Origin of the sequence: Streptomyces griseocarneus (genome assembly GCF_014655595.1) — a bacterium.
Classification (GTDB): Bacteria; Actinomycetota; Actinomycetes; order Streptomycetales; family Streptomycetaceae; genus Streptomyces; species Streptomyces griseocarneus.
Genome location: NZ_BNBL01000004.1, coordinates 275,707 through 301,816, shown reverse-complemented (window position 1 = coordinate 301,816; position 26,110 = coordinate 275,707). Strand labels below are relative to the sequence as shown.

Genomic DNA, 26,110 nt, shown 5'->3' with positions numbered 1-26,110 from the left:
CACGAGCCTAATAAGTGCCATTTGCCAGGGAAAGCGCCTTACGGCTGGTGTCCGCCCCGGAGTGCGCGTCCTCGGCGGCCTCCCGCTCCAGCATCCGCCGGAACGGCCCGCTCTCCCGCGCCAGCGCCTCGTACGCCCCCCGCTGCACCACGCGGCCCGCGTCCAGCACGATCACCTCGTCGACCGCCGCCAGCCCGGCCAGCCGGTGGGTGATCAGTACGGCCGTACGGCCCTCGGTCGCCGCCAGCAGGTCGGCGGTCAGCGCGTCGGCCGTCGCGAGGTCCAGGTGCTCGGCGGGCTCGTCCAGCACCAGCACGGGGAAGTCCGCGAGCAGCGCCCGGGCCAGCGCCAGCCGCTGCCGCTGGCCGCCGGACAGCCGTGCCCCGTGCTCGCCGACCATGGTGTCCAGCCCCCGCGGCAGCCCGTCGACCCAGTCCAGCAGCCGCGCCGCCGCCAGCGCCCGCCGCAGGGCGGCGTCGTCCGCGCCGGGGCGCGCGAGGCGCAGGTTCTCGCGCAGGGAGCTGTCGAAGATGTGCGCGTCCTGCGCGCACAACCCCACCAGGCGCCGCACCCCGTCACCGTCCATCAGCGCGGCGGACCGCCCGCCCAGGGTGTACGAGCCCTCCTCGGCGTCCAGGAAGCGCAGCAGCACCTGGGCGAGCGTCGTCTTGCCCGCCCCCGACCGCCCCACCACGGCCACGCGGCGCCCCGCCGTCAGCTCCAGCCCGAACCCTTCCAGGGCCGGTGCCGCCTGCCCCGGGTGGCGTGCCGTCAGCCCGGCCACCCGCAGCGGGAACGGCGACGCGGGCGCGGGCTCCGAGCCGTCCCGTACGGGCACGGGCGCGTCCAGCACCTCGTGCACCCGCTCCGCCGAGCGCCGCACCAGGTGACGGCTGCGCACCGCGAGCGGCAGCCCCGCCACCGCCTCGAACGCCGCCAGCGGCACCAGCACGACCACCGCCAGCCACACCCCGCCCAGCCGCCCGTCGTGCACCGCCTGTACGCCCACCCACGCCGCGGCGGCCACCGTCAGCCCGCAGACCAGCGCCGACAGGCCGGAACCGAGGGCGCTCGCGGCGGCGCCCCGGCGCGCGATCCGGGTGAGCTCGCCGTCCACGCGCCGCAGCCGCTCCAGCCGTGCGGGCAGCGCGCCCGCGACGGTCAGTTCGGCCGTGCCGGTCAGCAACTCGACGGTGGAGGAGGAGAGTTCTCCCCTGGCTCCTGCCAGCTTCCGCTCCGCACGGCGCGCGACCGCGCCCGACAGGGCTGCCACGAGGGGCCCGGCGACCAGCAGCCCGGCGGCGAGCACCGCGCCCGCCTCCGGCAGCAGCCACGCGGTGAAGCCCACGGAGGCCGCGCCGACGACCACGGCCGAGCCGACGGGCAGCGCCCAGCGCAGGAAGTAGTCCTGCAGCGCGTCCACGTCCCCGACCAGCCGCGAGAGCAGATCGCCGCGCCGGACGTCCCGCAGCCCGGCGGGGGCGAGCCGCTCGAGGCGCCGGTAGACCGACACCCGCAGCCCGGCCAGCACCCGCAGCGCGGCGTCGTGCGAGACCAGCCGCTCGGCGTAACGGAAGACCGACCGCCCGATGCCGAAGGCCCGCGTCGCCGTGACGGCGACCATGAGGTAGAGCACGGGCGGCTGTTGCGAGGCCCGCGAGATGAGCCACCCGGAGGTGGCCATGAGCGCGACGGCACTGCCGAGGGCCAGGGCGCCCAGCAGCAGCGCCAGGGCGAACCGTGCCCGAAGCGGCCGTCCGGCGGCCCGCACCCGCGAGAGGACCCCCGCGCCGCGCGCGGGGCCGGGCGCGGCGGCCTCCTCGGCACGCTCCGCGGCCTCGGCCACGACCGGCGCCTCCTGGGCTGCCGGGTGAACGGGCGCGCGGCTGGGCGATTCCCCCGGCCCCAGGGGCCGGTCCCCCAGGCGCACCGTCCGGTCGGCCACGGCGAGCAGGGCGGGCCGGTGCACGACCAGCACCACGGTCCGCCCGACCGCCAGCCGTCGTACGGCCGCCACCACGGCGGCCTCGGTCTCCCCGTCCAGCGAAGCCGTCGGCTCGTCGAGCAGCAGCACCGGCCGGTCGGCCAGGAAGGCCCTGGCCAGCGCCAGGCGCTGCCGCTGGCCGGCGGAGAGCCCCGCCCCGTCCTCGCCGAGCCGGGTGTCAGTGCCGTGCGGCAGCATGGAGACGAACTCGAGCGCGCCGGCCGCACGCAGTGCGTCCCGCACCTGTGCGTCCGTCGCGTCCGGCCGGGCCAGTCGTACGTTCTCGGCGACGGTCCCGGCGAAGAGGTGGGGTCGTTGCGGAACCCAGGCCACCTGGTTCCGCCAGCTGTCGGGGGAGAGCGATGCCAGGTCCGTACCGCCCACGAGCACGCGCCCGCTCGCGGGCCGTTCGAAGCCGAGCAGCACGTTCAGCAGCGTGGACTTGCCCACCCCGCTGGCGCCCGTCACCGCCACCGTCTCCCCGGCCCGCACCTCGAACGAGGTCTTCGCCAGGGAGGGTTCGGTGCGGCCCGCGTGCCGCACCACGAGCCGGTCGATCGTCAGCGCCGCGCCGCGCGCGTCCGGCGCCGGCAGCGTGCCGGCCGGCGCGGGCTCGGTCTCCAGCACCGCGAAGACCTCGTCCGCGGCCGCCAGCCCCTCGGCCGCCGCGTGGTACTGCGCGCCGACCTGACGCAGCGGCAGATACGCCTCGGGGGCCAGGACGAGCACCATCAGGCCGGTGGCCAGGTCGAGTTCGCCGTGCACGAGCCGCATGCCGATGCCGACGGCCACCAGCGCCACCGACACCGTCGACAGCAGCTCCAGCGCGAAGGAGGAGAGGAACGCCAGCCGCAGCGTCCGCAGCGTCGCCCGCCGGTAGTCGGCGGTGATCGCGCGGATCGACTCGGCCTGCGCCTTGGCGCGGCCGAAGACCTTGAGGGTGGGCAGCCCGGCGATGACGTCGAGGAAGTGCCCGGACAGCCGGGACAGCAGCCGCCACTGCCGGTCCATCCGGCTCTGGGTGGCCCAGCCGATGAGGGCCATGAACAGCGGGATGAGGGGGAGCGTGAGGACGATGACGAGCGCCGAGAGCCAGTCGGCGGTGACGATGCGGGCCAGGACGGCCACGGGCACCACGACCGCGAGACCGAGCTGGGGCAGATAACGGGCGAAGTAGTCGTCCAGCGCGTCGATTCCGCGCGTGGCGAGGGCGGTGAGCTCACCGGTGCTGCGGCCGGCCCGGCCCGGCCCGAGCCGGGTCGCGTGCTCCAGCAGCCGCGTCCGCAGGGCGGACTTGACCGCCGCGCTCGCCCGGTGCGCGGCCAGCTCGGTCAGCCAGGACACCGCCGCCCGGCCCAGGGCGACGGCGGCCAGCAGCGCCAGCGGCACGGCCAGGCCGCCGGCCGTGCGCCCGTCCTGGAACGAGCCGGTCACCACCTCGGCGATCAGCATCGCCTGGGCGATGACCAGCCCGGCCCCCGCGAGGCCCAGCACGACGGAGGCGACGAGGAAGAAGCGGGTCGCGGTGGCGTGCTTCAGCAGCCGGGGGTCGATGGGCCTCATGGCGCGAACCTCTCGGTCTCAGTGCGCTGCCGGAATGTGCCGGGTGCCGATCCGCTTGCGGAACACCCAGTAGGTCCAGGCCTGGTAGCCCACGATCAGGGGGGTCGCGAAGCCCGCGACCCACGTCATGATCTTCAGCGTGTACGGGCTGGAGGCGGCGCCTGCCGCGGTCAGGCTCCAGGCCGGATCGGTCGAGGAGGGCAGCACGTCGGGGAACAGCGCGAGGAACACCGCGGCGAAGACCGCCACGACCGTCACCCCCGACAGGGCGAACGCCCAGCCCTCCCGGCCCGCCCGGTTGAGGACCAGGGCCACGAGCAGCGCCACCCCGGCGACGACCGTCGCCGGCAGGCTGCGGCCGTTGCCGTACGCCGCCTGGGTCCAGGTCAGGAAGGCCGCGGCGAGCGCCACCGCCGCCAGCCCGTACCACCGCGCCTGCGCCCTGGCCCGGTGCCGGATGTCCCCCTCGGTCTTGAGCGCCGCGAAGACCGCGCCGTGGAAGGTGAACAGCACCAGCGTGAACAGGCCGCCGAGCAGGGCGTACGGACCCAGCAGGTCGAACACGTCACCGGAGAAGTTCTTGTCCGGCCCGATCGGCACGCCCCGCACGATGTTGGCGAAGGCGACGCCCCACAGGAAGGCGGGCAGCAGCGAGCACCAGAAGATCGCGCGCTCCCAGTTGCGCTGCCAGCGCTCCTCGGGCCGCTTGTGCCGGTACTCGAAGGCCACGCCGCGCACGATCAGGCAGACCAGGATGGCCAGCAGCGGCAGGTAGAAGCCGCTGAAGAGGGTCGCGTACCAGTCGGGGAAGGCCGCGAAGGTGGCTCCGGCGGCGGTGATCAGCCAGACCTCGTTGCCGTCCCAGACCGGGCCGATCGTGTTGATCAGCACCCGGCGTTCGGGGCGGTCCCGGGCCAGCAGCCGGGTCAGGACGCCGATGCCGAAGTCGAAGCCCTCGAGGAAGAAGTAGCCGGTCCACAGGACGGCGATCAACAGGAACCAGAAGTCGTGGAGGTGCATGGTCGTCTCTCCCTTCCGACGCGCGTCAGTACGCGAAGGTCATCGGCTTGTCGGCGTCCTCGGGCTGTTCGCCGCCCGTCGCCCCGCCGGACGGCATGCGCAGCCGGGGGTCCTTCGCCGGGGGCTTCTCGTCGGTGTCCGGGCCGGCCGAGCCGTACTTCACCAGCAGCCTGACCTCGACCACCGCGAGCACCGCGTACAGCGCGGTGAAGACGGCCATGGAGGTGAGGACCTCGCCCTGGCTCACCCCGGGCGAGACCGCGTTGCCGGTCTTCATCAGGCCGTAGACGGCCCAGGGCTGGCGGCCCATCTCGGTGAAGATCCAGCCGAAGGAGTTGGCGATCAGCGGGAAGCCCATGGTGAGGATGCCGATGCGCCAGGACCACTTGGTGAAGAAGGGGCTCATCTCGCGCGTCCTCGTCAGCATCAGCCGCGGGATCTCGCCCTCGGCCGTGCGGTACTCGGGCGCCAGCCAGAGCTTCCGGCGCGTGGTCCACAGGCCGATGAGCGCGGCGACGAAGGAGGTCATCCCGAAGCCGATCATGAGGCGGAAGCCCCAGAAGGTCATGAAGATGCTGGGGATGTAGTCCTCGGGGTCGCCGCCGTAGCGCGCCGCCTCCTGGGCCGCGATGTCGTTGATGCCGGGGACGGCGTCGGAGAAGTTGTTGTGGGCGAGGAAGGAGAGCAGGCCGGGGATCTCTATCTCGACGCTGTTGTGCCCCTTGCCGACGTCGCCGACCGCGAAGACCGAGAACGGCGCCGGCGCCCGGGTCTCCCACAGCGCCTCGGCGGCCGCCATCTTCATCGGCTGCTGCTCGAACATCACCTTGCCCAGCTCGTCGCCGCTGACCGCCGTGCCCAGGCCGGCGATCACCGCGATCACCAGGCCGACCCGCAGCGAGGCCAGCATCGCCGGAAGCTGCCTGCGCTGCTTCTCGCCCAGTTCCTCGCCCTTGATCCGCCGGCGCTTGGCGCGCCACAGGTGGAAGGAGGAGACGCCCACGACGAACGCGGCGCCGGTGAGGAAGGCCGCGGTGAGGGTGTGGAAGACGACGACCAGGGTGGTGTTCTGCGTGAACACGGCCCAGATGTCGGTGAGCTGCGCCTTGCCGGTCGCCTTGTCGACGGTGTAGCCGACGGGGTGCTGCATCCAGGAGTTCGCGGCCAGGATGAAGTAGGAGGAGAGGATCGTGCCGACGGCCACGATCCAGATGCACGCACAGTGGATCTTCTTGGGCAGCTTGTCCCAGCCGAAGATCCACAGGCCGATGAAGGTGGACTCGAAGAAGAAGGCGAGCAGCGCCTCCATCGCGAGCGGAGCGCCGAAGACGTCACCGACGAAGCGCGAGTAGTCCGACCAGTTCATGCCGAACTGGAACTCCTGCACGATGCCCGTGACCACGCCCATCGCGATGTTGATCAGGAAGAGCTTCCCCCAGAACTTCGTGGCGTGGAAGTACTTCTCCTTGCCCGTGCGGACCCAGGCCGTCTCCAGGCCGGCCGTGATCGCGGCGAGACTGATCGTGAGCGGTACGAAGAGGAAGTGGTAGACGGTCGTGATGCCGAACTGCCAGCGGGCCAGCGTTTCCGGAGCCAAAGCCAGATTCACTCGGTCTCTCCTTGCCTCTGGCGCCCCCGCCGACGCGTGACGCCGACGCTTTGCCCCCGTATGACACAGATAAAGAAGGACATAAAGGCGCGCTTGTGAACGCGTTCACATTCACAAGCATTATTGCGCACCGTCTTTTCGGACAAGTAAGCGGGGTACCCCCTTCGGCCCTGGCACGAAGGGGGTACCCCGTCTGCTGAAGGTCCGGCCGGCCCCCGCTGTCCGTCCGGGCGGTGCGTGGGGGGCCGGCCGGTCCCGGCTACAGCTCCTTGCGGAACTCCTCCGCCGCCCGCAGGAAGAGGTCGTTCGCCTCGACCTCGCCGATGGTCACGCGCACGCCCTCCGGGAACGGCCGGACGACCACGCCCGCGCGCTCGCACACGGCCGCGAAGTCCTGCGACCGCTCCCCCAGCGGCAGCCAGACGAAGTTGGCCTGCGACTCCGGCAGCGTCCAGCCCTGCCCGGCCAGCGCCGCGACCACCCGCGTACGCTCCGCCACCAGCGCGTCGACCCGCTCGCGCAGCGCGTCCTCGCTGCGCAGCGAGGCGACCGCGGCGTCCTGGGCCACCTGGCTCACGCCGAACGGCACCGCCGTCTTGCGCAGCGCCGCCGCGACGGGCTCGTGCGCGACGGCGAAGCCGATCCGCAGCCCGGCCAGCCCGTACGCCTTGGAGAAGGTCCGCAGGACGCAGACGTTCGGTCGGGTGCGGTAGAGGTCGATGCCGTCGGGGACGTTCTCGTCGCGGATGAACTCCAGGTACGCCTCGTCGAGGACCACCAGCACGTCGGCAGGCACCCGGTCCAGGAAGGACTCCAGCTCGGCCCGGCGCACGACCGTACCGGTGGGGTTGTTGGGGTTGCAGACGAAGATCAGCCGGGTCCGGTCGGTGATCGCGGCGAGCATCGCCTCCAGGTCGTGGACATCCCCCTCGGCCAGCGGCACCGGCACGGGAGTGGCTCCCGCGACCTGGGTGATGATCGGGTACGCCTCGAAGGACCGCCAGGCGTAGATCACCTCGTCGCCCGGCCCCGCCGTCGCCTGCACCAGTTGCTGCGCCACGCCGACCGAGCCGGTGCCCGTGGCCAGGTGCGACAGCGGGACGTCGAAGCGCTCCGCCAGCTCGGCCATCAGGCCCGCGCACGCCATGTCGGGGTAGCGGTTGAAGGAGGCGGCCGCGGCGAGGGCGCTCTCGAGCACGCCGGGCAGCGGCGGATAGGGGTTCTCGTTGGAGGACAGCTTGTACGCGACCGGTCCGCCGGGCGCCGCCGGCCGGCCCGGCTTGTAGGTCGGCACGCCGTCGAGCGCCGCACGCAGCTTCGGGGTCTTCTCGGTCACCGCTGGTCCTCCTCCACTGAAGCCAATACTGCACACCTTATGAGGATTGACCCGGGCGGCGTCCAGAGCTGAGGGAGCGCTCCTCTTTCTGGCGCGCGCCGTGGCGGACGCCGTGGCGCGCATCCCTCGTGAAGGTGAGTTGAGACCTCTTCGAGACCTGGACCAGTGCCGAGACGCGGATCCGCCAAAGGGCGACAGCCCACCGTCGATGGGCTCAACTACCTTCATTTCCATGATCATTGATGGAAATCGGTAGAGCAGAAACGTGCCTGTCAACAGTCAAATGCGGTGCCCTGCCAAAGGACCACCCGAGCCCTACTATCGGCTCGCCATGACAGCAGCAGGGAAGCATCAGGTGAGCCGGGCGGATCCGTCCCGCAGGGGCAGCTGGCAGGGGCGGGCGGGCATCCGTGATGTTGCCGCCGCCGCCGGGGTTTCGATCACGACCGTCTCCGACGCGCTCAACGGCAAGGGCCGGCTACCGGACGCGACCCGCCGCCATGTCCGCGAGGTCGCCGACCGGCTGGGCTATCGCCCTTCCGCCGCGGCCCGCACCCTCCGTACGGGCAAGTCGGGCCTCATCGGCCTCACGGTCACCACGTACGGGGATGAACCTTTCACCTTCACCGAGTTCGCCTACTTCGCGGAGATGGCGAGAGCGGCCACGTCCGCCGCCCTGGCGCGCGGCTACGCCCTGGTCATCCTCCCCGCCACCTCCCGGCACGACGTGTGGTCGAACGTCGCCCTCGACGGCACCGTCGTCATCGACCCCTCCGACCACGACCCCGTCGTCTCCGACCTGGTCCGCCAGGGCATCCCCGTGGTCTCCGACGGCCGCCCCGCGGGCACCCTCCCCGTGACGGCCTGGGTCGACAACGACCACGAGGCCGCCGTGCTGGGCATCCTCGACCACCTCGCGGACGCCGGAGCCCGCCGGATCGGCCTGCTCACCGGCACCACCACGGACACCTACACGCGCCTGTCCACCACCGCCTACCTGCGCTGGTGCGAGCGCGTCGGCCAGGACCCGGTCTACGAGGAGTACCCCGCCCACGACCCCTGCGCCGGCGCCGTGGCCGCCGACCGCCTGCTGGCCCGCCCCGACCGGCCCGACGCGGTGTACGGGCTGTTCGACCCCAACGGCACCGACCTGCTCGCCGCCGCCCGCCGCTACGGGCTGCGCGTGCCCGACGACCTGCTGCTCGTCTGCTGCAGCGAGTCCACCGTCTACGCCACGACCGAGCCGCCCATCACCACGCTCTCGCTCAAGCCCCGGCGCATCGGCACCGCGGTCGTCCAGCTCCTGATCGACGCCATCGAGGGCCTGGACACCGGCCGGCCGGTGGAACAGGTCATACCCACCGAACTGATCGTGCGGACCTCGTCCCAGCGGCGCCCGCCGCGCACCACCGTCAGCCCGCCGCGCGGACCCGCCGCGACCTGACGGACGTCCCGGGAAAGCTCCCGGCAACCCGCCGCCGGGCCCGGCGAACGCTCCACGGCCCGACCCGCGTCAACCGGAAGTGGACCCGCATCCGGCGCACGGGCACGTCGGCCGAGGACCGGGGGAGCCGCCCCGGCACGCTGCTGACCGGCGCGAACGGCTCATTTAACGGCTCATTTGGGGAGAAATGACCGGCGATCCCGGTCTCCTGCCCCGATTCACGGCCCCTGGTGCGTCACAAGCCGCGACGGTCATTCCTATGATGGGCGCACGACACCACGGACCGCCATCGACCAGGCAAGGTCCACAAGGTGCACGGCGGCGCGATGGTGGAGGGGTCGATGACTCAGGGGGCCGGGCAGGGACCTGCGGCACGGACCACGGCGGCGATGGCGCCCTTCCCCGGGTACGCCGCGCCCGGTCCCGTGCCGGGCTACGCGCACACCGCCCCGCCCGCGCCGGAATATCCGGAATACCCCCCCGGCTACACCCCGACCGCCCGCGACCTGCCGGTGATCGGTGCGCGCGTGCCGCAGGACGTGCCCACCGTCGAGCTGACGCCCATCGCTCCGCCCCAGCCGCAGCAGCAGCCGCAGCAGCACCAGGCCGCCCCCGTCGGCCGCGGCCCGCTGTACGTGGTCGGCGACGTGCACGGCTACCTGGACGAGCTCTACGAGGCGCTCGCCGCCCAGGGCCTCATCGACGCCCACGGCCACTGGGCCGCGGGCAACGCCCGGCTGTGGTTCCTCGGCGACTTCACCGACCGGGGCCCGGACGGCGTCGGCGTGATCGACCTGGTCATGCGGCTGTCCGCCGAGGCCGCTGCCGCCGGCGGCTACTGCAAGGCCCTCATGGGCAACCACGAGCTGCTGCTCATCGGCGCCAAGCGGTTCGCCGACACCCCCGTGAACTCCGGGGCCGGCACCGCCTCCTTCCAGGCCGCCTGGCTGCTCAACGGCGGCCAGCGCACCGACATGGAGCGCCTGGAGGACCACCACCTGCAGTGGATGTCCCGCCTCGACGCGATCGCCGAGGAGGACGGGCACCTGCTGGTGCACTCCGACACCACCGCCTACCTGGAGTTCGGCGACTCCATCGAGGACGTCAACGACGCGATCACCGAGGCCCTGCAGCGCAACGACCCCGACGAGGTCTGGGACCTGTTCCGCAAGTTCACCAAGCGGTTCGCCTTCCGCGACGAGGACGCGGGGCCCGTGGCCGTGCGGGAGCTGCTGCAGACCTACGGCGGCAGCCGCATCGTCCACGGCCACAGCCCCATCCCCTACCTCCTGGGCGAGGTCGGTACCGAGGACGCCGACGGCGAGGACGGCACTCCGCTGGTCGAGGGACCCCATCTGTATGCCGACGGGCTCGCCCTCGCCATGGACGGCGGGGTCACGATGGCCGGAAAACTGCTGGTGGTGCAACTTCCGCTGGCGGGCTGAGGGTTCGGCCGGCCGGTGCACGGGCAAGTGTGGAGTTCCACCGGCTCGGGGTAATTCGGGAAACCAGCTGTCACCCCGCGCCGGTGCGGCTCTACCATCGGCTTATCCGTAGCAGGCTCTCCTCCGTTTCCGCCCACTGCCCGGTACAAGCCGGCACCAGGCCCTACGGAGCATCGGGGGATGCACATGAACAGCGTTCCGCACCTGCTGGCCGAGGACCGCCCGGAATTCGAGCGGGTTCTCGACCAGGCGCTGCGTACCGCGAACCATGACCCGGAACTCGCCGCCGCGATGGGACAGCGGCTCAATACCGAACAGCTGCGCGCCATGGCGATGAGCGCCATGACCGCCATCTCCGCCTGTGCGATGGCGGAATACGAGCACCTCCTCGCCGCCCGGGAGGAAGTGCGCACGCGCTCGTCGGCCGCCCAGCCACAGCCGGCCGGTGCCGGAATCGGTCACCCCGGCGAGAGCGGCCACGGCGCCCCGCTCGCCCCCGCCGACTCGTCCGCCGACGTCCCCGAGGGCCAGGGCGCGGGCGCCGGCGCCGTCCTCGCCGTGCTGGCCCCGGTCCTCGCCGGGATCGCCGCGTTCCTTTTTCTTCTCATCGGATATGTCATGCGAACCGTCGGGGAGGGCGAGTCCGTAGCCCGCCCCATGATCTCGATCGGCTGGTGGTTCGGCGCCTTCACCGTCGCCGGAGTGCTCGTCGCGATGTCCGGCATGCTGCGCACCGCCCTGCGCAACGGCCGGCGCGAGGACGAGGCCCCGCCGCGCGACCACCTCGCCGAGGAGGCCGAGCGGGCCCGCGACGCGTGGCGGCAGGCGCTGCTCGAGCGGGGCGTGCTGCCCTTCCTCCGGGAGGCACTGGCCAAGGCGCCCCCGGCGCCCCGCCGTCCCCGTAACCCGAGGAAGCCCACCGGACCCAGCCGGACGCCCCACCTCGGTTACTCCCGCCCCGGCTTCTCCAGCCCCGACAGCACTCCCTCCGCCCCCACGCGCGCCGCCCGCCCCGGCCCGGACCGCGCCGGCCCGGACGCCACAGGGCCGGACCACCGGGCCGACTAGCCCGGCGATCCGGCCGGCGGTCTTTCCTGCGTCCTGTTACTCAGCGATCGGCAGATAAACGCGGTTGCCCGAGGCCGCGAACTCCTTGGACTTCTGTTCCATTCCGGCCGCGGCCTCGGCGTCGACCGCGAGGTCGCCGCCGTGCTCGCGCCGGATGTCCTGCGAGATCTTCATCGAGCAGAACTTCGGTCCGCACATCGAGCAGAAGTGCGCCGTCTTCGCCGGCTCCGCCGGCAGCGTCTCGTCGTGGAAGGCGCGTGCGGTGTCCGGGTCGAGGGCCAGGTTGAACTGGTCCTCCCAGCGGAACTCGAAGCGGGCGTCGGACAGCGCGTCGTCCCACTCCTGGGCGCCCGGGTGCCCCTTGGCCAGGTCCGCCGCATGGGCCGCGATCTTGTACGTGATGACGCCGGTCTTCACGTCGTCGCGGTCCGGCAGGCCGAGGTGCTCCTTGGGCGTGACGTAGCAGAGCATCGCCGTGCCCCACCAGGCGATCATCGCCGCGCCGATGCCGGACGTGATGTGGTCGTACGCGGGTGCGACGTCCGTGGTGAGCGGGCCGAGCGTGTAGAACGGCGCCTCCTCGCAGATCTCCTGCTGGAGGTCGATGTTCTCCTTGATCTTGTGCATCGGGACGTGACCCGGGCCCTCGATCATCGTCTGCACGTTGTGCCGCTTGGCGATGGTGTTGAGCTCGCCCAGGGTCTTCAGCTCGGCGAACTGCGCCGCGTCGTTGGCGTCCGCGATCGAACCGGGGCGCAGCCCGTCGCCGAGCGAGTACGTCACGTCGTAGGCGGCGAGGATCTCGCAGAGCTCCTCGAAGTTGGTGTAGAGGAAGTTCTCCTTGTGGTGCGCCAGGCACCAGGCGGCCATGATCGAACCGCCGCGCGAGACGATGCCGGTCTTGCGGCGCGCGGTCAGCGGCACGTACGGCAGCAGCACGCCCGCGTGCACGGTCATGTAGTCCACGCCCTGCTCGGCCTGTTCGATGACCGTGTCCTTGTAGATCTCCCAGGTCAGCTCCTCGGCCTTGCCGTCGACCTTCTCCAGGGCCTGGTAGAGGGGCACGGTGCCGATGGGGACGGGGGAGTTGCGCAGCACCCACTCGCGGGTGGTGTGGATGTTGCGGCCGGTGGAGAGGTCCATGACCGTGTCGGCGCCCCAGCGGGTGGCCCAGGTCATCTTCTCCACCTCCTCCTCGATGGAGGAGGTGACGGCGGAGTTGCCGATGTTGGCGTTCACCTTCACCAGGAACCGCTTGCCGATGATCATCGGCTCGATCTCCGGGTGGTTGACGTTCGCCGGGAGCACGGCACGGCCGGCCGCGATCTCCTCCCGGACGGTCTCGGCGGAGACGTTCTCGCGCAGCGCGACGTACTCCATCTCCGCGGTGATCTCACCGCGCCGGGCGTACGCCAGCTGGGTCACCGCGGCGCCGTCCCGGCCCCGGCGGGGCAGGCGCGGGCGGCCGGGGAAGACCGCGTCGAGGTTCTTCAGGCCCCCGCGCGGCGAGATGTGCTTGATGCCGTCGTCCTCCGGGCGCATGGGGCGCCCGGCGTACTCCTCCGTGTCGCCGCGACCGATGATCCAGTTCTCCCGCAGCGGCGTCAGGCCGCGGCGGACGTCCGTCTCGATCGCCGGGTCGGTGTACGGGCCGGAGGTGTCGTACAGCCGTACGTCCTGCCCGTTGGTGAGGTGCACCCGTCGCACCGGAACCCGCAGGTCCGGCCGCGAACCCGTCACATAGTCCTTGTGCCAGCCGATCCGCGCGGCGGACCCGTCGGCAGACATGCGTGCATCCTGCGAGGTCATGAGACCAGTAACTCCCTACGCCGGCATTACCCGGTAACAGGTTCGGCGGTCGGCGCAGCGGCTTCCGTACATCCTTCGTACGGACTTCAGCGCCCTCTCAGCCCGGTGCTCCGAGCTCCCGCGATTGCAAAGGTGACACCACGCTAGCGCCTCTCCGGCGAGGAGGACCAGTGGGGCTTGCGATGATGCCCCGGTGACCAGCACCAGCCATCCCCCCCAACGTCACTCGCACGGCCATGCGCACAGCCACTCGCACAGCCATGGCCCCGCGACCCCCGTTTCGGCCCATCTGCGCAAGGTGATCGCCGCCGTTCTCGTCCCGTTCGCGGCCGCGGTCGTGACCGGTCTGATCGTCCTGTGGCCGGGCGGCGCCCCACCGCACCCGCACACGGGACTGGGCCTCGACCAGCAGACCGAGTCGGGCCGGGTCGTGAAGATCGAGGAGCTCGACTGCCCGAAGGCCGGCGTTCAGCCGCCTCCGTCACAGCAGCAACAGGGAGCGCCTCCTCCCACCAAGGGCAAGTGCGAGAAGACCGAGATCGAGGTGACCTCGGGCAAGGACAAGGGCCGCACCTTCACGGAGATGGTGCAGCCGGACGCCTCGCGCCGCTACGACGTGGGCCAGGAGGTCGTCCTCGCCTACGCCCCGAAGGCGCCGGAGGCGCTTCGCTATTCGGTCACCGATGTGAACCGGACACTGCCGATGGCCGTGCTCGCGGGCATCTTCGCCCTGGCGGTCGTGGCGGTGGGCCGGCTGCGCGGCATCTTCGCGCTGGTGGCGCTGGTGATCAGCTTCGGCGTGCTGACGATGTTCATCCTCCCGGCCATCCTGCAGGGCTCCGATCCCCTGCTGGTCGCGGTGGTGGGCGGCAGCGCGATCATGCTGATCGCGCTCTACATGTGCCATGGGCTCAACGCCCGTACGTCCGTTGCCGTGCTGGGGACGCTGACGTCCCTGCTGATCATCGGCCTGCTGGGATCGTTCTTCATCGACTGGGCGCATCTGACGGGCAACACCGACGACCAGACGGGTCTGGTGCACGGGCTCTATCCGGAGATCGAGATCCGCGGCCTGCTGCTGGCCGGCATCATCATCGGCTCGCTGGGCGTGCTGGATGACGTCACGGTCACCCAGACGTCGGCGGTGTGGGAGCTGAAGGAGGCCGACCCGGGCGCCAATTGGCGCAAACTCTACGGCTCGGCGATGCGCATCGGACGCGACCACATCGCCTCCGTGGTGAACACGCTGGTCCTGGCGTACGCGGGCGCCTCCCTGCCGCTGCTGTTGCTGTTCTCGATCGCGGACAGCGGGGTGAGCGCGGTGGCGACCAGCGAGATCGTCGCGGAGGAGATCGTCCGCACGCTGGTCGGCAGCATCGGGCTGGTGGCGTCGGTCCCGGTGACGACCGTGCTGGCGGCGCTCGTTGTCAGTGCCGACCGGCACACCGCGGGCAAGGGGAGGGGAAGGTCGCGCGGAGGCAGGCGGCGCCGCGCGAAGTGACCCCCGGGGGGCGCCTCCGGCTGATCCGGGGCGCTTCGTGATCAACGGCCCCGGCAGGGGATGGGCTTGGGGCCGGAGCCACCGCGCGCGCGGCATCGCCGCCGCCGCGGCGGCCACCCGTACGACGGGTGAGGGCCGGGGCGGCGGCAGCTCAGGCCAAGGGTCTGGCGGAGACCGAGGTGCTCACGGCGTGCGCGACGGCGCCGGCGGAGGAACCCGGGGCACGGTCGTCGCGCGGCAACTGGCCGAGCGGCGGCCGGAGATCGTCCGGGCCGGAGCTCAGGCGTGGGGAACGGGGACCGCATGGTGCTGCTGTACGGGGCCGACGGCATGTCCGGCCGCTTCGCGAGGGCGCTGACCATGGGAGGGACGGGTCTGGGTCTGGCACGGCAGTTGTTCGCGACCATGGACACGGCCGACAGGCCGGACATCGGTGCGAAAGGTGACAGTGTCGACAAAACCACTGCGGAGGAAGGCAGCGGCGGGGGAAGCGGCGGCGGTCCGTCGGTCCGGACTGCGGTGACCGCGCCACGGGGAGGGGCACCACGCGCCGGGCGGGTGCCGGTCCGGGGGGACGGCGGCTTGCCGGGCCGGGCGGCCCGTTAACCGGCGTTCTGACCCTCGGGATTGCCGGCGAGGATGCTGTCCAGCGCCGCGGCGAGCTCGTAGTCGAAGTCGGCGACCGTGCGCTCCTCCCCCAGGGGGGCCACGCGGTCGGTGCGGTCGAGGAAGGCCACCAGCGGCGCCGCACCGGCACGGAACAGCGCGCCTTCCCCACCCACTTGCAGCCGGATGAAGACATCCGACAGGTGCTGGGAGGAGGCGGGGGCGATGTGCACATCGCCCTCGCCGGACGGCTGGCTCAGCCCGTCGAGCAGCAACTCCCGGGCGAAGGCCCAGGTCACCGGGGCGTCGCCGGGAAGGTGGAAGGTGAACTTCACCGCGTACGGATCGCTGCTGTCGTAGCCCAGCTCCACCGGGATCCGGAACGACAGCTCCTCGGAGACGAGGAACGTCATGACCACTTCTGCCTGAACTGTGTCGCGCATCGCCCAATGCCCCGTCTTCGTCGGTTTGGCAGGGATTGAAGCCTGATGGCCCCAATGACGCCATAGTCTGACAAGAACGCCCCGTGGATCACAAGGAGTGATTTTCCAGTTACTCATGGAGACCGAGGGTGAGCATACGAGCTCGCCGACTCTGGAGCGTAGCGACTCGACTACTGCATGGAGTCGTAACCGGGGGATTTGCTGGCACGGAACAGCCGAGAACTGGCCAAAGTGGCCCGAGGGCGCACGGATTACCGTTTACGCCCCCGGGCTTCGCGTTCACGTTGACGGAGAGAAGTTGACGGGAGAGATAACTCCCCGCCTTCCGCTTCGTTGAGTTGACCGAGCGGACACCGGACGGTGGCGTGGGCGACGCCGTCTGCCGGTGGGGACGTTCCGGGCGGCACGTCACGCCCGGATTGGCCGGCCCCTACCAGTCGCCCTTCGACGACGAGGACGACGTGAACTTCTTGACGACGAAGATCAGGCCACCGACGAGAGCGACCAGCAGCAGCGCCTTGAAGAGCAGGCTGATGACAAAGCCGAGCACGCTCATGATCAGGCTGCCGAACACCAGCAGGACGAGGACCGGCACGGCGATCCACTTCACCCACCACGGCATCCCGTCGAATATCCCCTTCTCGGCCATGTCGATCCCTGCTCTCCGCTTCGCGCGTGATTTCACGCGGCATCGTCACATCACGGCCGGTCGGACTTCCCCGGCGAATGCCGCGGCAAGACTCTCCGGCCGCCCGGAGCGGAATGCCCCGGCCTGCATTCGATGCTAGGGCGGCAGGACCTTCCGGCGGGGCCCGCGCAGCCCCCGTCCTCCCCTGAGCCGCCCCCTACGGGATCCCGGGGGACCGGCTCAGCTCTCAGGCGGAGAGAAGACCACCAGGACCCTCAGATCCTCGCTGATGTGGTGGAAGCGGTGGACCACCCCGGCCGGTACGTACACCACGCTGCCGCGCCCCACCGTCGTGGTCTCCTCCCCGACCGTGACCGATGCCCGGCCGCTCATGACCACGTACACCTCGTCCTGGGCGTGCGGCGCCTGGGGGTCGGCGTCGCCGGCGTTCAGCGCGTACAGCCCGACGGACATGTTCCGCTCGCGCAGGAACTGCAGGTAGGCGCCTTCGTTGGCGACCCGCTCGGCCTCGAGCTCATCCAGCCGGAACGCTTTCATGCGTGGTCCATCCCTCGCCGTACCGATCGCCGCGCCGGTCGCCCCGGCGGCCGCGCCCTTCGAGCCGATCTTCATCGACCGCGCTCGTCTGCAACGATCTCACCATGAAGAATTTCGTAGTCAAGACGATCGCCAACGCGGCGGCCCTGGCGGTAGCCATCTGGCTGCTCAAGGGCATCACCCTGTCCGGCGAGAACACCGCCCGCAAGGTGGTCACGCTCTTCCTCGTCGCGCTCGTCTTCGGCGCGGTCAACTTCATCGTCAAGCCGGTGGTGAAGCTGCTGTCCTTCCCGCTCTTCATCGTCACCCTCGGCCTGATCACGCTGGTCATCAACGCGCTGATGCTGCTGCTGACCTCGTGGCTCGCGGACCGGCTGGACCTGGCCTTCCACGTGGGCGGCTTCTGGCCCGCCCTGGTCGGCGGCGTGATCATCTCCGTCGTGGCCTGGGCGATGCACATGATCCTGCCGGACGAGAACGACTGACGACCGTTCGTCCCCGGCGCCCGCGGGGCCACGGCAGAAGGACGGCTCGAGCCTCCCCCCTCTTGGCTCGAGCCGTCGCGGCTCCACGCGTGAAGAACCGCGCGACCCAGGCTAGTTGACTCTGCGTCAGTGTCCAATCACGCTAGCGACACAGACCTATCGACTTATTTATAGTTCCCCTACGGCCGATGGTGGCGAACAAGGGGAGACAGCATGGATCTGGCCCTTTTACGCACATTCGTCACGGTGCACCGGGCCGGCTCCTTCACCCGCGCCGCCGCCCTGCTCGGCCTCTCCCAGCCCGCCGTCACCAGCCAGATCAGGACCCTGGAACGACAGCTGGGCCGCCCGCTCTTCCTGCGCCAGGCCCGTGGTGTGCGGCCCACCACCATCGGCGACGAACTCGCCCACAAGATCGCACCGCATGTCGACGCCCTGCTGGAGATCGCCGAGGCCGACCTCGACGAGCAGCGGGCCAACCGCACGCTGCACCTGGCCGGTCCCCCCGAGTTCACCGCCCTGCGCGCGCTGCCCGCGCTCACCCCCCTCATCGTCCAGGGGCTGACCGTGCGCGCCGCCCACGGCATGGCCGAGGACCTCTTCGAGGGCCTGGGCGCGGGCCACCACGACCTCGTCGTCACCACCTCCCGGCCGCGCGGACGGCTGCTGTCCGCCACCCCGCTCTGCGACGAGGAGCACGTCCTGGTCGCCGGCCCCCGCTGGGCGGCCCGCCTGGGCGGCGCCGCCGTCGTGCGCGACAAGGGCGTCCGCGCCCTGGAGGACCTGCCCGTCGTCGAGGTCCACGAGAGCCTGCCGTTCGTCTCCCGCTACTGGGCCGCCGTCTTCGACGCCAAGCCCACCGCCGCGGGTGCCGTCATCGCCCCCGACCTGCGCGCCGTCCTGTCCTGCGTCGCGGCCGGGGCCGGCATCGGCGTGCTGCCGCGCTACCTGTGCGGCGACGCCCTCGACAGCGGCGAGATCGTCGCCCTCCTCGACCCGCCGGTGCCCCCGCTGCGCACCTACTTCCTGGTCGTCCGGGCCGGCACCCTGGCCCACCCGCACCTGGCCAGGGCGCACGAGTGGCTGTTGCGCGCTGCCGTTTCCTGGTGAGAAAGGGTTTCGCGGAGGGGACCGTGCGGCAGATGTCCCCTATGACCGAACGGCCAGTGGTCAAACGCACCGCCCGCGCCATCCTGCTCGACGGCGAGCCCGGCTCCGACGCGCTCGACATGATCCTCATCAAACGCACCAAGCCCGGCGAGGCCCCGTACTGGATCACCCCCGGCGGAGGCGTCGAGCCCGAGGACCCGACCGTCGTCGCCGCCCTCCACCGGGAGGTGGACGAAGAGCTCGGGGCGAAGGTCGTCGACGTGGTCCCCGCCTTCGTCGACACCGTCTCGCACTCCCTCCACCACGCCGCCCACGGCGTGAAGGTGCAGCACTTCTTCGTCTGCCGGCTGGCGTCCATGGACCTCTCGCGCCGCCACGGCCCCGAGGTGGACGAGCCCCTCGGCACGTACGAGGTCGTCCGCATCCCCTTCACCCGGGCGGGCATCGACTCGGTGGAGGTGGTGCCTCCGTCGCTGCGCGCCTTCCTCCACGCCAACATCGAGGGCGTGCGCGCCCTGCTCGCCGCCGACCTGGGCTGACGGCGGGCCGGCGCCGGGCGGCGGCCCTACGTCGCGGACGCCGTCAGCTCGTCGAGCGAGTCGTGCCGTATGCGGTCGGCGGGCATGCCGATGCCGACCAGGGTGTCCACACCACTGCGGATCATGCCGGGCGGGCCGGAGAGATACGCGTCGTAGGCGTTCCACGGCCCGTACTTGCGGACGACCTGGGGCAGTTGCCCGCTCAGGCCGAGGGTCGGGCCGTCGGAGATCACCGGGCGGACCATGAGCCAGCGGTGCGACTTCTGCAGTCTGAGCATGGTGTCGATGTCGTAGAGGTCGTCGTTGTGGCGGGCGCCGTAGAAGACGTCCACGGGACGGCTGCGGCCGTGCCGCGCGACGTCCTCGACCAGGGCCTTGATGGGGGCGATGCCGGTGCCGCCGCCCAGGCAGAGGAGGCCGTTGTCGCTGCCGTGGTCAACGGTCATCGAGCCCGTGGGCGGCCCCAGGCGGATGACGTCGCCGGGTCGGGCCCGGTGCACCAGCGCACGGGAGACCCAGCCGGCCGGGACGGCCTTGACGTGGAAGGACAGCAGACCGTCGGGGCGGGGCGCGCAGGAGAAGGAGTAGTTCCGCCAGACGCGCGGCCACCACGGGGTCTCCAGGCTCGTGTACTGGCCGGCGCGGAAGGGGTAGGGCCGGTCGGGCCGTACGGTCACGACGGCGATGTCCGGCGTGCGCGACTCGTGCGAGACGATCTCGGCCTGCCACCAGGGCGGGGACGTCCGCGCGTCCTCGACCGCCGCGTCGATCATGATCTGTGAGATCGCGGTGTACGCCCGGACCCAGGCGGCCTCGGCGTCCGCGTTCCAGCTGTCCCGCGCGTAGTGGGAGAGCGCCCCGATCAGGCATTCGCCGACGGCGGGGTAGTGGGCGGACTCGGTGCCGTACTTGCGGTGACCGCGGCCGAGTTGGCCGAGGTACTCGGTGAGCGTGGCGGTGTCGTCGACGTGCCGGGCGGCGGTGAGCAGGGCCCTGAAGAGCCGGTCGCGCTGGGTGTCCATGGCGGCGGGGAAGAGGGCCCGCAGGCCGGGGTGGCGCAGGAACAGCAGCGCGTAGAAGTACGAGACGGCCTTGTCGGCGACCGGTTCGATCTCGGCCAGCGTGCGGCGGATCAGCAGGGCGTCGGGCGACGGCCCGACCGGGGGCGCGGCGGCGGGGGCGGAGCCGGGCGCGGGGCGCCGGCCGTCGGCGCCCCCGCTCATGAACGGGGGCGCGGCCCCCTCCGGTAACCGAGGCGGCCCCTCCTGGGCGCCCGGCCGGGTGAACCAGCCCCGCTCACCCGCGTCGCCGGTGGTGCGGCCGTCGGCCGAGGGGGTGGTCGGAGCGTTCATGGTCGCGTCGCCTCGCCTCGAACATCTCGGTGTTCCAGCACGCGCAGCATTCCACCCCCTTGCCCGTCGCCCGGCAGGTTTGCCGGAAGTCGCCGCGCCGCTCCCCCGGTTGGGGATAGGCTGCGCCCCTTTCCGGCCCGCCGGTAAGCATGCGGGGCGCTACGCCCGGGGCGCGTCCGCCACCAGGGCGTAGGCCTCCCTGAGGTCCCGCCCGCCGTAGGCGTGCGAGGCGATGTCCCGCACGTGGTGGTCGGCGTTGACGGCCACCGACACCGGCACCACCGCGAACAGCCGGGCGTCCGACATGGAGTCGCCGTACGCCACGCAGTCGGCGCGGCCCAGGCCGTAGCGCTCGCACAGCTCGTCGGCGATCCGGACCTTCGCCGAGGCGTCGAGGATGCCCGCCGGGTCCACCGGGTCGCGGAACGGCACGGCGGGCCACCGCGAGCCATGGGCCGCGTCCGCTCCCCAGTCCAGCAGGCGTTCGACGAAGAACCCCGGCGACAGCGAGATCACCGCGCACCGCTCGCCCCGCGCCCGTATCTCCCGCCAGACGTCCCGGATGCCCGCCAGCCAGGGCGCGCCCTCGAAGGCCGCGGCCACCTGGGGCTCGGTCAGCTCCCCCCAGAGCTCCACCGCCAGTTGGGCGAACCGGGGCGGCGTCAGTTCCCCGGCCGCGAACGCCCGCTCCAGCTCGCCGATCTCCGTCTCCAGCCCGAGTTGCCGGGAGATCTCGACCGCGGCCGCCGATCCGTGGATCAGCGTCCCGTCGAGGTCGAACAAGTGCAATCTGCTCATGACGACCGAGCGTAGGCGCACTCCCGCCGCAAGGACGTACGCCCCGGCCCCCGGCCCGGACCGCGACCGGCCAGCCGGCCAGCGGTGACCGGTCGGCCGCTGGCCGCCGGCCACCAGCCACCGGGCGGCGAGCGGCCCCCGACCGGCCCCGCCGCTCAGCGGGCGGCCGGCGCGGCCTCCCGCTCGGCGGCCGCGGGGACCCCCGAGGCGACCACGCGCCCGGCGGAGGGAGCCGTCGTGCGCCGCTCGAGCGAGGCGGAGAGCAGGGCCAGGAGCAGCGCGGAGGCGGCCATGGCGGCGCCGACCCAGTTGGGGGCGGTGTAGCCGAAGCCGGCGGATATCACGAGCCCGCCGAGCCAGGCCGCTATGGCGTTGCCCAGGTTGAAGGCGCCGATGTTGACGGCGGAGGCGAGGGTGGGGGCGTCGGCGGTCTGGTCGAGCACCCGCTTCTGCAGCGGGGGCACGGTCGCGAAGCCGAAGGCGCCGATGAGCGGGATGGTGATGGCGGCCGCGATCTTGTCGTGCGCGGTGAACGGGAGCAGGGCGAGCAGGACCGCCAGTCCGCCGAGGGCGATGTAGAGCATGGGCATCAGCGCGCGGTCGGCGTACCGGCCTCCCACCAGATTGCCGACGAGCATGCCCAGGCCGAACAGGACGAGCAGCCAGGTGACGGACGAGGGGGCGTAGCCGGCGACGTCGGTCATCATCGGGGCGAGGTAGGTGCTCATGGTGAAGACGCCGCCGAAGCCGAGGACCGTCATCGCCATGGCGAGCAGGACCTGGGGGTTGCGGAAGGCCGCCGTCTCGCCGCTGAGCCGCGTGCGCTCGGGCCGGGGCTGCGGGGGCACGAGGGCGGCGATGCCCAGGACGGCGAGGACACCGAGCCCGGCGATGATCAGGAACGTGACGCGCCAGCCCACGTTCTGACCGACCAGGGTGCCCATCGGCACACCGACCACTGTGGAGACGGTCAGCCCCGTGAACATCATCGCTATCGCGCCCGCCTTCTTCTGCGGGGCGACGAGCCCGGCGGCGACGATCGCCCCGATGCCGAAGAACGCTCCGTGCGCGAGCGACGCGACGATCCGTCCGGCGAGCATCACGGAGAAGACCGGGGCGACGGCGGAGAGGGCGTTGCCCGCGACGAACAGGCCCATGAGGGCCATCAGCATCGTCTTGCGCGGTATCCGGCCCCCGAGGATGGCCAGGATCGGCGCCCCGACGACGACACCGAGCGCGTAGCCGGTGGTCAGCAGGCCGGCGGTGGGGATCGAGACGCCGAACTCCTCCGCGATCTCGGGGAGCAGGCCCGAGGTGACGAACTCGGTGGTGCCGATTCCGAAGGCGCCGATGGCGAGCGCCAGCAGGGCGAGTGGCATGACGGAGGGGTCCTTCGTGGAGGGGTCGGGTCGGTGCGCCAAGTCTTTGCGGCAGACTTTTACCGGCCTCCACAATAATTGCAGACGCTTTTACTTGCAAGCGCGGGCTATTGCGGGAGGGGGATACGCTGGTCGGGAGCGACTCGAACGGCATGTGCCCGCGACCGCGTACGACTCCGAAGGAGGGTCACCCCATGTCCCGCACCCCGGACCCCGCCCTGACCGGCCTGGCGCAGGGCTGGTGCGCCCTGTCGGCGCTGCACAGCCGCATAGAGGCGCACCTCGAACGGGCGCTGCAGACGCATCACGAGCTGAGCGTGCGCGAGTTCTCGGTGCTCGACGTCCTCAGCCGGCAGCACGACGGCGAGGGCGGGCACCTGCGCATGAACGAGGTCGCCGACGCCGTCGTACTCAGCCAGAGCGCGACGACGCGCCTGGTCAACCGCATGGAGGACCGCGGTCTGCTGACCCGCTACCTCTGCCTCACCGACCGCCGCGGCATCTACACCGACGTCACCGACGCCGGCCGTTCCCTGCTGGAGGTAGCGCGGCCCACGAACGACGCCGCGCTACGCGAGGCGCTGCGCGAGGCGTCGGGCCGCTCCGAACTGGCCCCCCTGGTCGCCGTCGTGGAGGGACTCACTCCGGCTTCTTCCTGACCGGCCGCACCGCCGCCACCGTGCGGCACCGGCCCTGACCAGGCCTGTCGTCAGGAACATCCCTGTTGCCAGGACCGGCCCTGCTGTCAGGACCAGGCCTGTCGTCAGGCCGGCTCGGATGGCGTCCAGTCGGCCACCAGGCGCAGCAGCCCCGGGAAGCGGGCCTCGAGGTCGTCGACGCGCACATGGCTGCGCCGCTCGAGCCCGTACTGCCGCTGCCGGATGATTCCCGCCTCCCGCAGCGCCTTGAAGTGATGCGTGAGCGAGGACTTGGGCCGGTCCAGCCCGAACCACCCGCAGGTGTGATCGAACTCCTCCCGTTCCAGCAGGAGTTTGCGCACGATCCCCAGGCGCAACGGGTCGCCCAGCACCCCCAGCACCGCCTCCAGCCGCAGGTCGCCGACCGCGGGCTCGGCCAGCGGCTCGGGCACGCCCGCCGGTACGGGCAGAACCTTGAAGGCCGTCATCGGCGTTCCCCACCTTTCGATCACCTTGTACGACTCCAATCGTACAGCGTGCTAAGTTCGAGAAAAGTCGTACCGCGCACGAACCGAGGGGGATCCCGTGACGACCACGACCACAGCCAGGACCACAACCACACCCACCACCACAGCCACGACCACCCGCCCCACGACCATCCGTCCGACGAGAACCGCAGCGGCGACCACCGGGGCGCCCGGCTGGTGGATCTGGCTCGCGGCCTGGCCGGTGACGGCGGTGTTCATCCTGTCCAACGCGGCGACACCGCTGTACGTCCTGTGGCAGCGCGACATCGGCTTCTCCCGGGGCACGCTGACGATCGTCTTCGCCTCCTACATCGCCGGGCTCGTCGGATCGCTGCTGGTGGCGGGCGTGGCCTCGGACCGGATCGGCCGCAAGCCCGTGCTGCTCCCGGCGCTGGCGCTCGCCGCGGCGGCCTGCGTGATCTTCGCGACCGCGTCCTCCGTCGCCGCGCTGATCGCGGCCCGGCTGCTCAGCGGAATCGCCGTCGGCGCGGTCGTGTCCGCCGGCATGGCGGCGGTGACCGACGTGGCGGGCCCGGCGCGCAGGCGGCTGGCGGCGCTGCTGGCCTCGAGCGCGATGGTGTTCGGCGCCGGCCTGGGGCCGCTGCTGGCGGGCGTGCTGTCCGAGACGCTGCCCGCCCCGACGGCGACCGTCTTCCTCGTCGAGATCGTCCTGCTGGCCCTGGCCTTCGCCGTCGTGCTGCGCATGCCGCTGCCGCGCCCGGAGGCGGGGCGGGGCCGGCAGGCGGGCGGGGCGTGGGTGCGGCTGCCCAAGGTGCCGCGGGGCGCGGGCGGCCGGCTGCTGGCGGGCGCGGCGGCGTTCGCGCCGGGCATCACCGCGACGTCGTTCGTGCTCTCGCTCGGCCCCTCCCTGCTGTCCGGGCTGCTGGGCACGACCAGTCGCGCGGTGGCCGGCGCCATGGCGTTCGCGATGTTCCTCGCCTCGACGGCGGTGCAGTTCGCGGTCCGGCGGCTGCGCGTCCGTACGATCCTCCTCGCCTCCTCGGCGAGCACGGCCGTGAGCATGGCCGCCCTGATCGGCGCGGTGCGCACCTCCTCCGTCGTCCTGCTCGCCGTCGCGGCGGTCGTGGCCGGAGCCGGGCAGGGCATGGGCCAGCTCGGCGGCCTCTCCCTGCTGAACTCCACGGTCCCCGCCGGGCGTCTGGCCGAGGCCAACGCCGCCCTGAACGTCAGCGGCTACCTCCCGGCGGGCCTGCTGCCCGTGGCGGCCGGCTACCTGAGCGACGCCGTCGGCCTGACCTCGGGGGCGACCACGTTCGGCGTCGTGCTCATCGGCCTCGCGGTGACCGGCGGCCTCGTCGTCGCCAAGGGCCACGGGTCGGCCGAGTCCGCCTAGTCCGCTGAGTCCGCCGAGTCCTCCCGGTCCGCCGGGTCCTCCCGGTCCTCGTGAGGCGGCCCGCCGTCACGCGCCCGTACGCGCCCGGGCCCGCTCGCGGTGCGCCCGCTGCCGGCAGGCCCCGCCGCAGTACCGGGCGGGGCGGCCCGTACGCGACGCCGGCACGGGGCGTCCGCAGGACGCGCAGCCCATTTCGTTACGCCGTACGGCCGGATTCGGAGGCAGTTTCGTCACATGGCGCCCCGGCCGCAGGCTGTCGCACAGCAGTGCCGTCATTCTTCCGGGCGCCACTGACGGCCCCCGCCGCTGCTCCATCGAAAGACAGCCCATGAGCAGGGCCATCACATCGTCGATGGTCACGTCCTTCCGTACTGCGACGGCCTGTTGGGCCCGCTCGAGCAGTATCGTCAGCGCCTCACGGAAGCCCTCCTCGACGCCCGGAGAGGGCTCGAGACTGCCCTCCAGGGCGTCACACAGGCCCTTGTTCCGCACGGACAGCCGTACGACCGCAGCGAGGTAGCGGAAGAAGACCGCTCCGGGATCATCCGCGTGCGTCAACTCCCGTGCTGTGTCGGTGAAAAGCTGCACCCGGTCCACCACCGTGGCCCTGAACAGGGCTTCTTTGGACGGGAAATGACGGTAGACGGTGCCCGTACCGACCCCCGCGCGACGCGCGATCTCACCGAGCGGCACCGCCAACCCGGCTTCCTCGAAGGCGGATCGGGCGGCCTGGAGGACGAGTTCCCTGTTGCGGCGCGCGTCCGAGCGGAGCGACGGGGCGAGCGGTGGGGGCGAAGCCGGACTCCTGCGCCGAGCCATGTGCGGGGCCTCCGAGAGGGGCGGAGCGAAACGGGACGTGGGTTCCGATTTTATCTGTGCGTGACGACGAGGAGCCTCACACGACATAAGGGTTA

The 26,110-nt window shown here is 71.8% G+C and carries 22 protein-coding genes; 9 read left to right on the top strand and 13 right to left on the bottom strand.

Features of this window, described 5'->3' with window-relative positions:
• Positions 1 to 7: 7 nt before the first annotated feature.
• The 4 genes from cydD to hisC form a co-directional block, all read right to left on the bottom strand.
• Entirely contained in the window at positions 8 to 3,547 is a 3,540-nt protein-coding gene (cydD, locus tag IE295_RS12850) for a thiol reductant ABC exporter subunit CydD (protein WP_190063724.1), read from the bottom strand.
• A gap of 18 nt (positions 3,548 to 3,565) precedes the next feature.
• The gene (cydB, locus tag IE295_RS12845; protein ID WP_190063723.1) at positions 3,566 to 4,567 is read right to left on the bottom strand and encodes a cytochrome d ubiquinol oxidase subunit II; all 1,002 of its coding nucleotides are present in this window, start codon (positions 4,565 to 4,567) and stop codon (positions 3,566 to 3,568) included.
• A 25-nt stretch (positions 4,568 to 4,592) separates the two neighbouring features.
• Positions 4,593 to 6,176: a cytochrome ubiquinol oxidase subunit I gene (locus tag IE295_RS12840; protein WP_190063722.1), complete on the bottom strand. Its 1,584-nt coding sequence runs from the start codon at positions 6,174 to 6,176 to the stop codon at positions 4,593 to 4,595.
• A 259-nt stretch (positions 6,177 to 6,435) separates the two neighbouring features.
• Positions 6,436 to 7,512 carry a histidinol-phosphate transaminase gene (gene hisC, locus IE295_RS12835; protein ID WP_190063721.1) on the bottom strand — a complete coding sequence of 359 codons (1,077 nt, stop codon included), beginning with the start codon at positions 7,510 to 7,512 and terminating at the stop codon, positions 6,436 to 6,438.
• 331 nt (positions 7,513 to 7,843) lie between these two features.
• On the opposite strand from hisC, the gene IE295_RS12830 reads away from it, so the two are divergent.
• From IE295_RS12830 to IE295_RS12820, 3 genes are all read left to right on the top strand, one after another.
• Positions 7,844 to 8,956, top strand: a complete 1,113-nt coding sequence (locus tag IE295_RS12830; RefSeq protein ID WP_190063720.1) for a LacI family DNA-binding transcriptional regulator — start codon at positions 7,844 to 7,846, stop codon at positions 8,954 to 8,956.
• A gap of 326 nt (positions 8,957 to 9,282) precedes the next feature.
• A complete protein-coding gene (locus IE295_RS12825; RefSeq protein ID WP_190063942.1) occupies positions 9,283 to 10,401 on the top strand; it encodes a metallophosphoesterase family protein in 1,119 nt (372 codons plus the stop codon).
• 180 nt (positions 10,402 to 10,581) lie between these two features.
• Positions 10,582 to 11,469 carry a hypothetical protein gene (locus IE295_RS12820; RefSeq protein ID WP_190063719.1) on the top strand — a complete coding sequence of 296 codons (888 nt, stop codon included), beginning with the start codon at positions 10,582 to 10,584 and terminating at the stop codon, positions 11,467 to 11,469.
• Positions 11,470 to 11,505: 36 nt separating this feature from the next.
• On the opposite strand, the gene thiC is transcribed toward IE295_RS12820, so the two are convergent.
• Positions 11,506 to 13,278: a phosphomethylpyrimidine synthase ThiC gene (gene thiC, locus IE295_RS12815; RefSeq protein ID WP_190063718.1), complete on the bottom strand. Its 1,773-nt coding sequence runs from the start codon at positions 13,276 to 13,278 to the stop codon at positions 11,506 to 11,508.
• Between the two features lie 193 nt (positions 13,279 to 13,471).
• Here thiC and IE295_RS12810 point away from each other — a divergent pair, with 193 nt between their 5' ends.
• Complete coding sequence (locus tag IE295_RS12810; protein WP_190063717.1) at positions 13,472 to 14,779, top strand: YibE/F family protein; 1,308 nt, start codon at positions 13,472 to 13,474, stop codon at positions 14,777 to 14,779.
• A 602-nt stretch (positions 14,780 to 15,381) separates the two neighbouring features.
• On the opposite strand, the gene IE295_RS12805 is transcribed toward IE295_RS12810, so the two are convergent.
• The 3 genes from IE295_RS12805 to IE295_RS12795 all read right to left on the bottom strand — a co-directional run bounded on the left by IE295_RS12805 (position 15,382) and on the right by IE295_RS12795 (position 17,014).
• Positions 15,382 to 15,828, bottom strand: a complete 447-nt coding sequence (locus tag IE295_RS12805) for an SsgA family sporulation/cell division regulator (protein WP_086573811.1) — start codon at positions 15,826 to 15,828, stop codon at positions 15,382 to 15,384.
• Positions 15,829 to 16,258: 430 nt separating this feature from the next.
• Positions 16,259 to 16,477, bottom strand: a complete 219-nt coding sequence (locus IE295_RS12800) for a DUF5326 family protein (RefSeq protein WP_190063716.1) — start codon at positions 16,475 to 16,477, stop codon at positions 16,259 to 16,261.
• A 219-nt stretch (positions 16,478 to 16,696) separates the two neighbouring features.
• Positions 16,697 to 17,014: a cupin domain-containing protein gene (locus tag IE295_RS12795; RefSeq protein WP_190063715.1), complete on the bottom strand. Its 318-nt coding sequence runs from the start codon at positions 17,012 to 17,014 to the stop codon at positions 16,697 to 16,699.
• Positions 17,015 to 17,118: 104 nt separating this feature from the next.
• On the opposite strand from IE295_RS12795, the gene IE295_RS12790 reads away from it, so the two are divergent.
• The 3 genes from IE295_RS12790 to IE295_RS12780 all read left to right on the top strand — a co-directional run bounded on the left by IE295_RS12790 (position 17,119) and on the right by IE295_RS12780 (position 19,148).
• Positions 17,119 to 17,499 carry a phage holin family protein gene (locus tag IE295_RS12790; protein WP_190063714.1) on the top strand — a complete coding sequence of 127 codons (381 nt, stop codon included), beginning with the start codon at positions 17,119 to 17,121 and terminating at the stop codon, positions 17,497 to 17,499.
• Between the two features lie 213 nt (positions 17,500 to 17,712).
• Positions 17,713 to 18,609, top strand: coding sequence for a LysR family transcriptional regulator (locus tag IE295_RS12785; protein WP_190063713.1), 897 nt, complete (start codon positions 17,713 to 17,715; stop codon positions 18,607 to 18,609).
• Between the two features lie 41 nt (positions 18,610 to 18,650).
• Complete coding sequence (locus IE295_RS12780; protein ID WP_190063712.1) at positions 18,651 to 19,148, top strand: NUDIX hydrolase; 498 nt, start codon at positions 18,651 to 18,653, stop codon at positions 19,146 to 19,148.
• A 26-nt stretch (positions 19,149 to 19,174) separates the two neighbouring features.
• On the opposite strand, the gene IE295_RS12775 is transcribed toward IE295_RS12780, so the two are convergent.
• The 3 genes from IE295_RS12775 to IE295_RS12765 form a co-directional block, all read right to left on the bottom strand.
• Positions 19,175 to 20,500 (bottom strand): globin domain-containing protein, encoded by a 1,326-nt coding sequence (locus tag IE295_RS12775; RefSeq protein WP_190063711.1) that lies wholly within the window; start codon positions 20,498 to 20,500, stop codon positions 19,175 to 19,177.
• Between the two features lie 159 nt (positions 20,501 to 20,659).
• Positions 20,660 to 21,298 (bottom strand): HAD family hydrolase, encoded by a 639-nt coding sequence (locus IE295_RS12770; RefSeq protein WP_190063710.1) that lies wholly within the window; start codon positions 21,296 to 21,298, stop codon positions 20,660 to 20,662.
• Positions 21,299 to 21,453: 155 nt separating this feature from the next.
• Positions 21,454 to 22,677, bottom strand: coding sequence for an MFS transporter (locus tag IE295_RS12765; protein WP_190063709.1), 1,224 nt, complete (start codon positions 22,675 to 22,677; stop codon positions 21,454 to 21,456).
• 194 nt (positions 22,678 to 22,871) lie between these two features.
• On the opposite strand from IE295_RS12765, the gene IE295_RS12760 reads away from it, so the two are divergent.
• Positions 22,872 to 23,336, top strand: coding sequence for a MarR family winged helix-turn-helix transcriptional regulator (locus tag IE295_RS12760; protein ID WP_190063708.1), 465 nt, complete (start codon positions 22,872 to 22,874; stop codon positions 23,334 to 23,336).
• A 104-nt stretch (positions 23,337 to 23,440) separates the two neighbouring features.
• Here the strand turns inward: IE295_RS12760 and IE295_RS12755 are convergent, their stop codons facing one another.
• Complete coding sequence (locus IE295_RS12755) at positions 23,441 to 23,803, bottom strand: ArsR/SmtB family transcription factor (protein ID WP_190063707.1); 363 nt, start codon at positions 23,801 to 23,803, stop codon at positions 23,441 to 23,443.
• A gap of 97 nt (positions 23,804 to 23,900) precedes the next feature.
• Between IE295_RS12755 and IE295_RS12750 the strand changes: the two genes are divergently transcribed.
• Positions 23,901 to 25,196, top strand: coding sequence for an MFS transporter (locus IE295_RS12750; protein WP_443732308.1), 1,296 nt, complete (start codon positions 23,901 to 23,903; stop codon positions 25,194 to 25,196).
• 66 nt (positions 25,197 to 25,262) lie between these two features.
• On the opposite strand, the gene IE295_RS12745 is transcribed toward IE295_RS12750, so the two are convergent.
• On the bottom strand, positions 25,263 to 26,015 hold the full coding sequence (locus IE295_RS12745; protein WP_190063706.1) for a TetR/AcrR family transcriptional regulator: 753 nt from the start codon (positions 26,013 to 26,015) through the stop codon (positions 25,263 to 25,265).
• Positions 26,016 to 26,110: the final 95 nt, after the last annotated feature.

Excerpts from the sequence above, each read along its gene's own strand:
- cydD (WP_190063724.1), bottom strand. The coding sequence starts at position 3,547 with ATGAGGCCCATCGACCCCCGGCTGCTGAAGCACGCCACCGCGACCCGC.
- cydB (WP_190063723.1), bottom strand. The coding sequence starts at position 4,567 with ATGCACCTCCACGACTTCTGGTTCCTGTTGATCGCCGTCCTGTGGACC.
- IE295_RS12830 (WP_190063720.1), top strand. The coding sequence starts at position 7,844 with ATGACAGCAGCAGGGAAGCATCAGGTGAGCCGGGCGGATCCGTCCCGC.
- IE295_RS12825 (WP_190063942.1), top strand. The coding sequence starts at position 9,283 with ATGGTGGAGGGGTCGATGACTCAGGGGGCCGGGCAGGGACCTGCGGCA.
- IE295_RS12820 (WP_190063719.1), top strand. The coding sequence starts at position 10,582 with ATGCACATGAACAGCGTTCCGCACCTGCTGGCCGAGGACCGCCCGGAA.
- thiC (WP_190063718.1), bottom strand. The coding sequence starts at position 13,278 with ATGACCTCGCAGGATGCACGCATGTCTGCCGACGGGTCCGCCGCGCGG.
- IE295_RS12805 (WP_086573811.1), bottom strand. The coding sequence starts at position 15,828 with ATGCGCGACACAGTTCAGGCAGAAGTGGTCATGACGTTCCTCGTCTCC.
- IE295_RS12800 (WP_190063716.1), bottom strand. The coding sequence starts at position 16,477 with ATGGCCGAGAAGGGGATATTCGACGGGATGCCGTGGTGGGTGAAGTGG.
- IE295_RS12795 (WP_190063715.1), bottom strand. The coding sequence starts at position 17,014 with ATGAAAGCGTTCCGGCTGGATGAGCTCGAGGCCGAGCGGGTCGCCAAC.
- IE295_RS12790 (WP_190063714.1), top strand. The coding sequence starts at position 17,119 with ATGAAGAATTTCGTAGTCAAGACGATCGCCAACGCGGCGGCCCTGGCG.
- IE295_RS12785 (WP_190063713.1), top strand. The coding sequence starts at position 17,713 with ATGGATCTGGCCCTTTTACGCACATTCGTCACGGTGCACCGGGCCGGC.
- IE295_RS12780 (WP_190063712.1), top strand. The coding sequence starts at position 18,651 with ATGACCGAACGGCCAGTGGTCAAACGCACCGCCCGCGCCATCCTGCTC.
- IE295_RS12775 (WP_190063711.1), bottom strand. The coding sequence starts at position 20,500 with ATGAACGCTCCGACCACCCCCTCGGCCGACGGCCGCACCACCGGCGAC.
- IE295_RS12770 (WP_190063710.1), bottom strand. The coding sequence starts at position 21,298 with ATGAGCAGATTGCACTTGTTCGACCTCGACGGGACGCTGATCCACGGA.
- IE295_RS12765 (WP_190063709.1), bottom strand. The coding sequence starts at position 22,677 with ATGCCACTCGCCCTGCTGGCGCTCGCCATCGGCGCCTTCGGAATCGGC.
- IE295_RS12760 (WP_190063708.1), top strand. The coding sequence starts at position 22,872 with ATGTCCCGCACCCCGGACCCCGCCCTGACCGGCCTGGCGCAGGGCTGG.
- IE295_RS12755 (WP_190063707.1), bottom strand. The coding sequence starts at position 23,803 with ATGACGGCCTTCAAGGTTCTGCCCGTACCGGCGGGCGTGCCCGAGCCG.
- IE295_RS12745 (WP_190063706.1), bottom strand. The coding sequence starts at position 26,015 with ATGGCTCGGCGCAGGAGTCCGGCTTCGCCCCCACCGCTCGCCCCGTCG.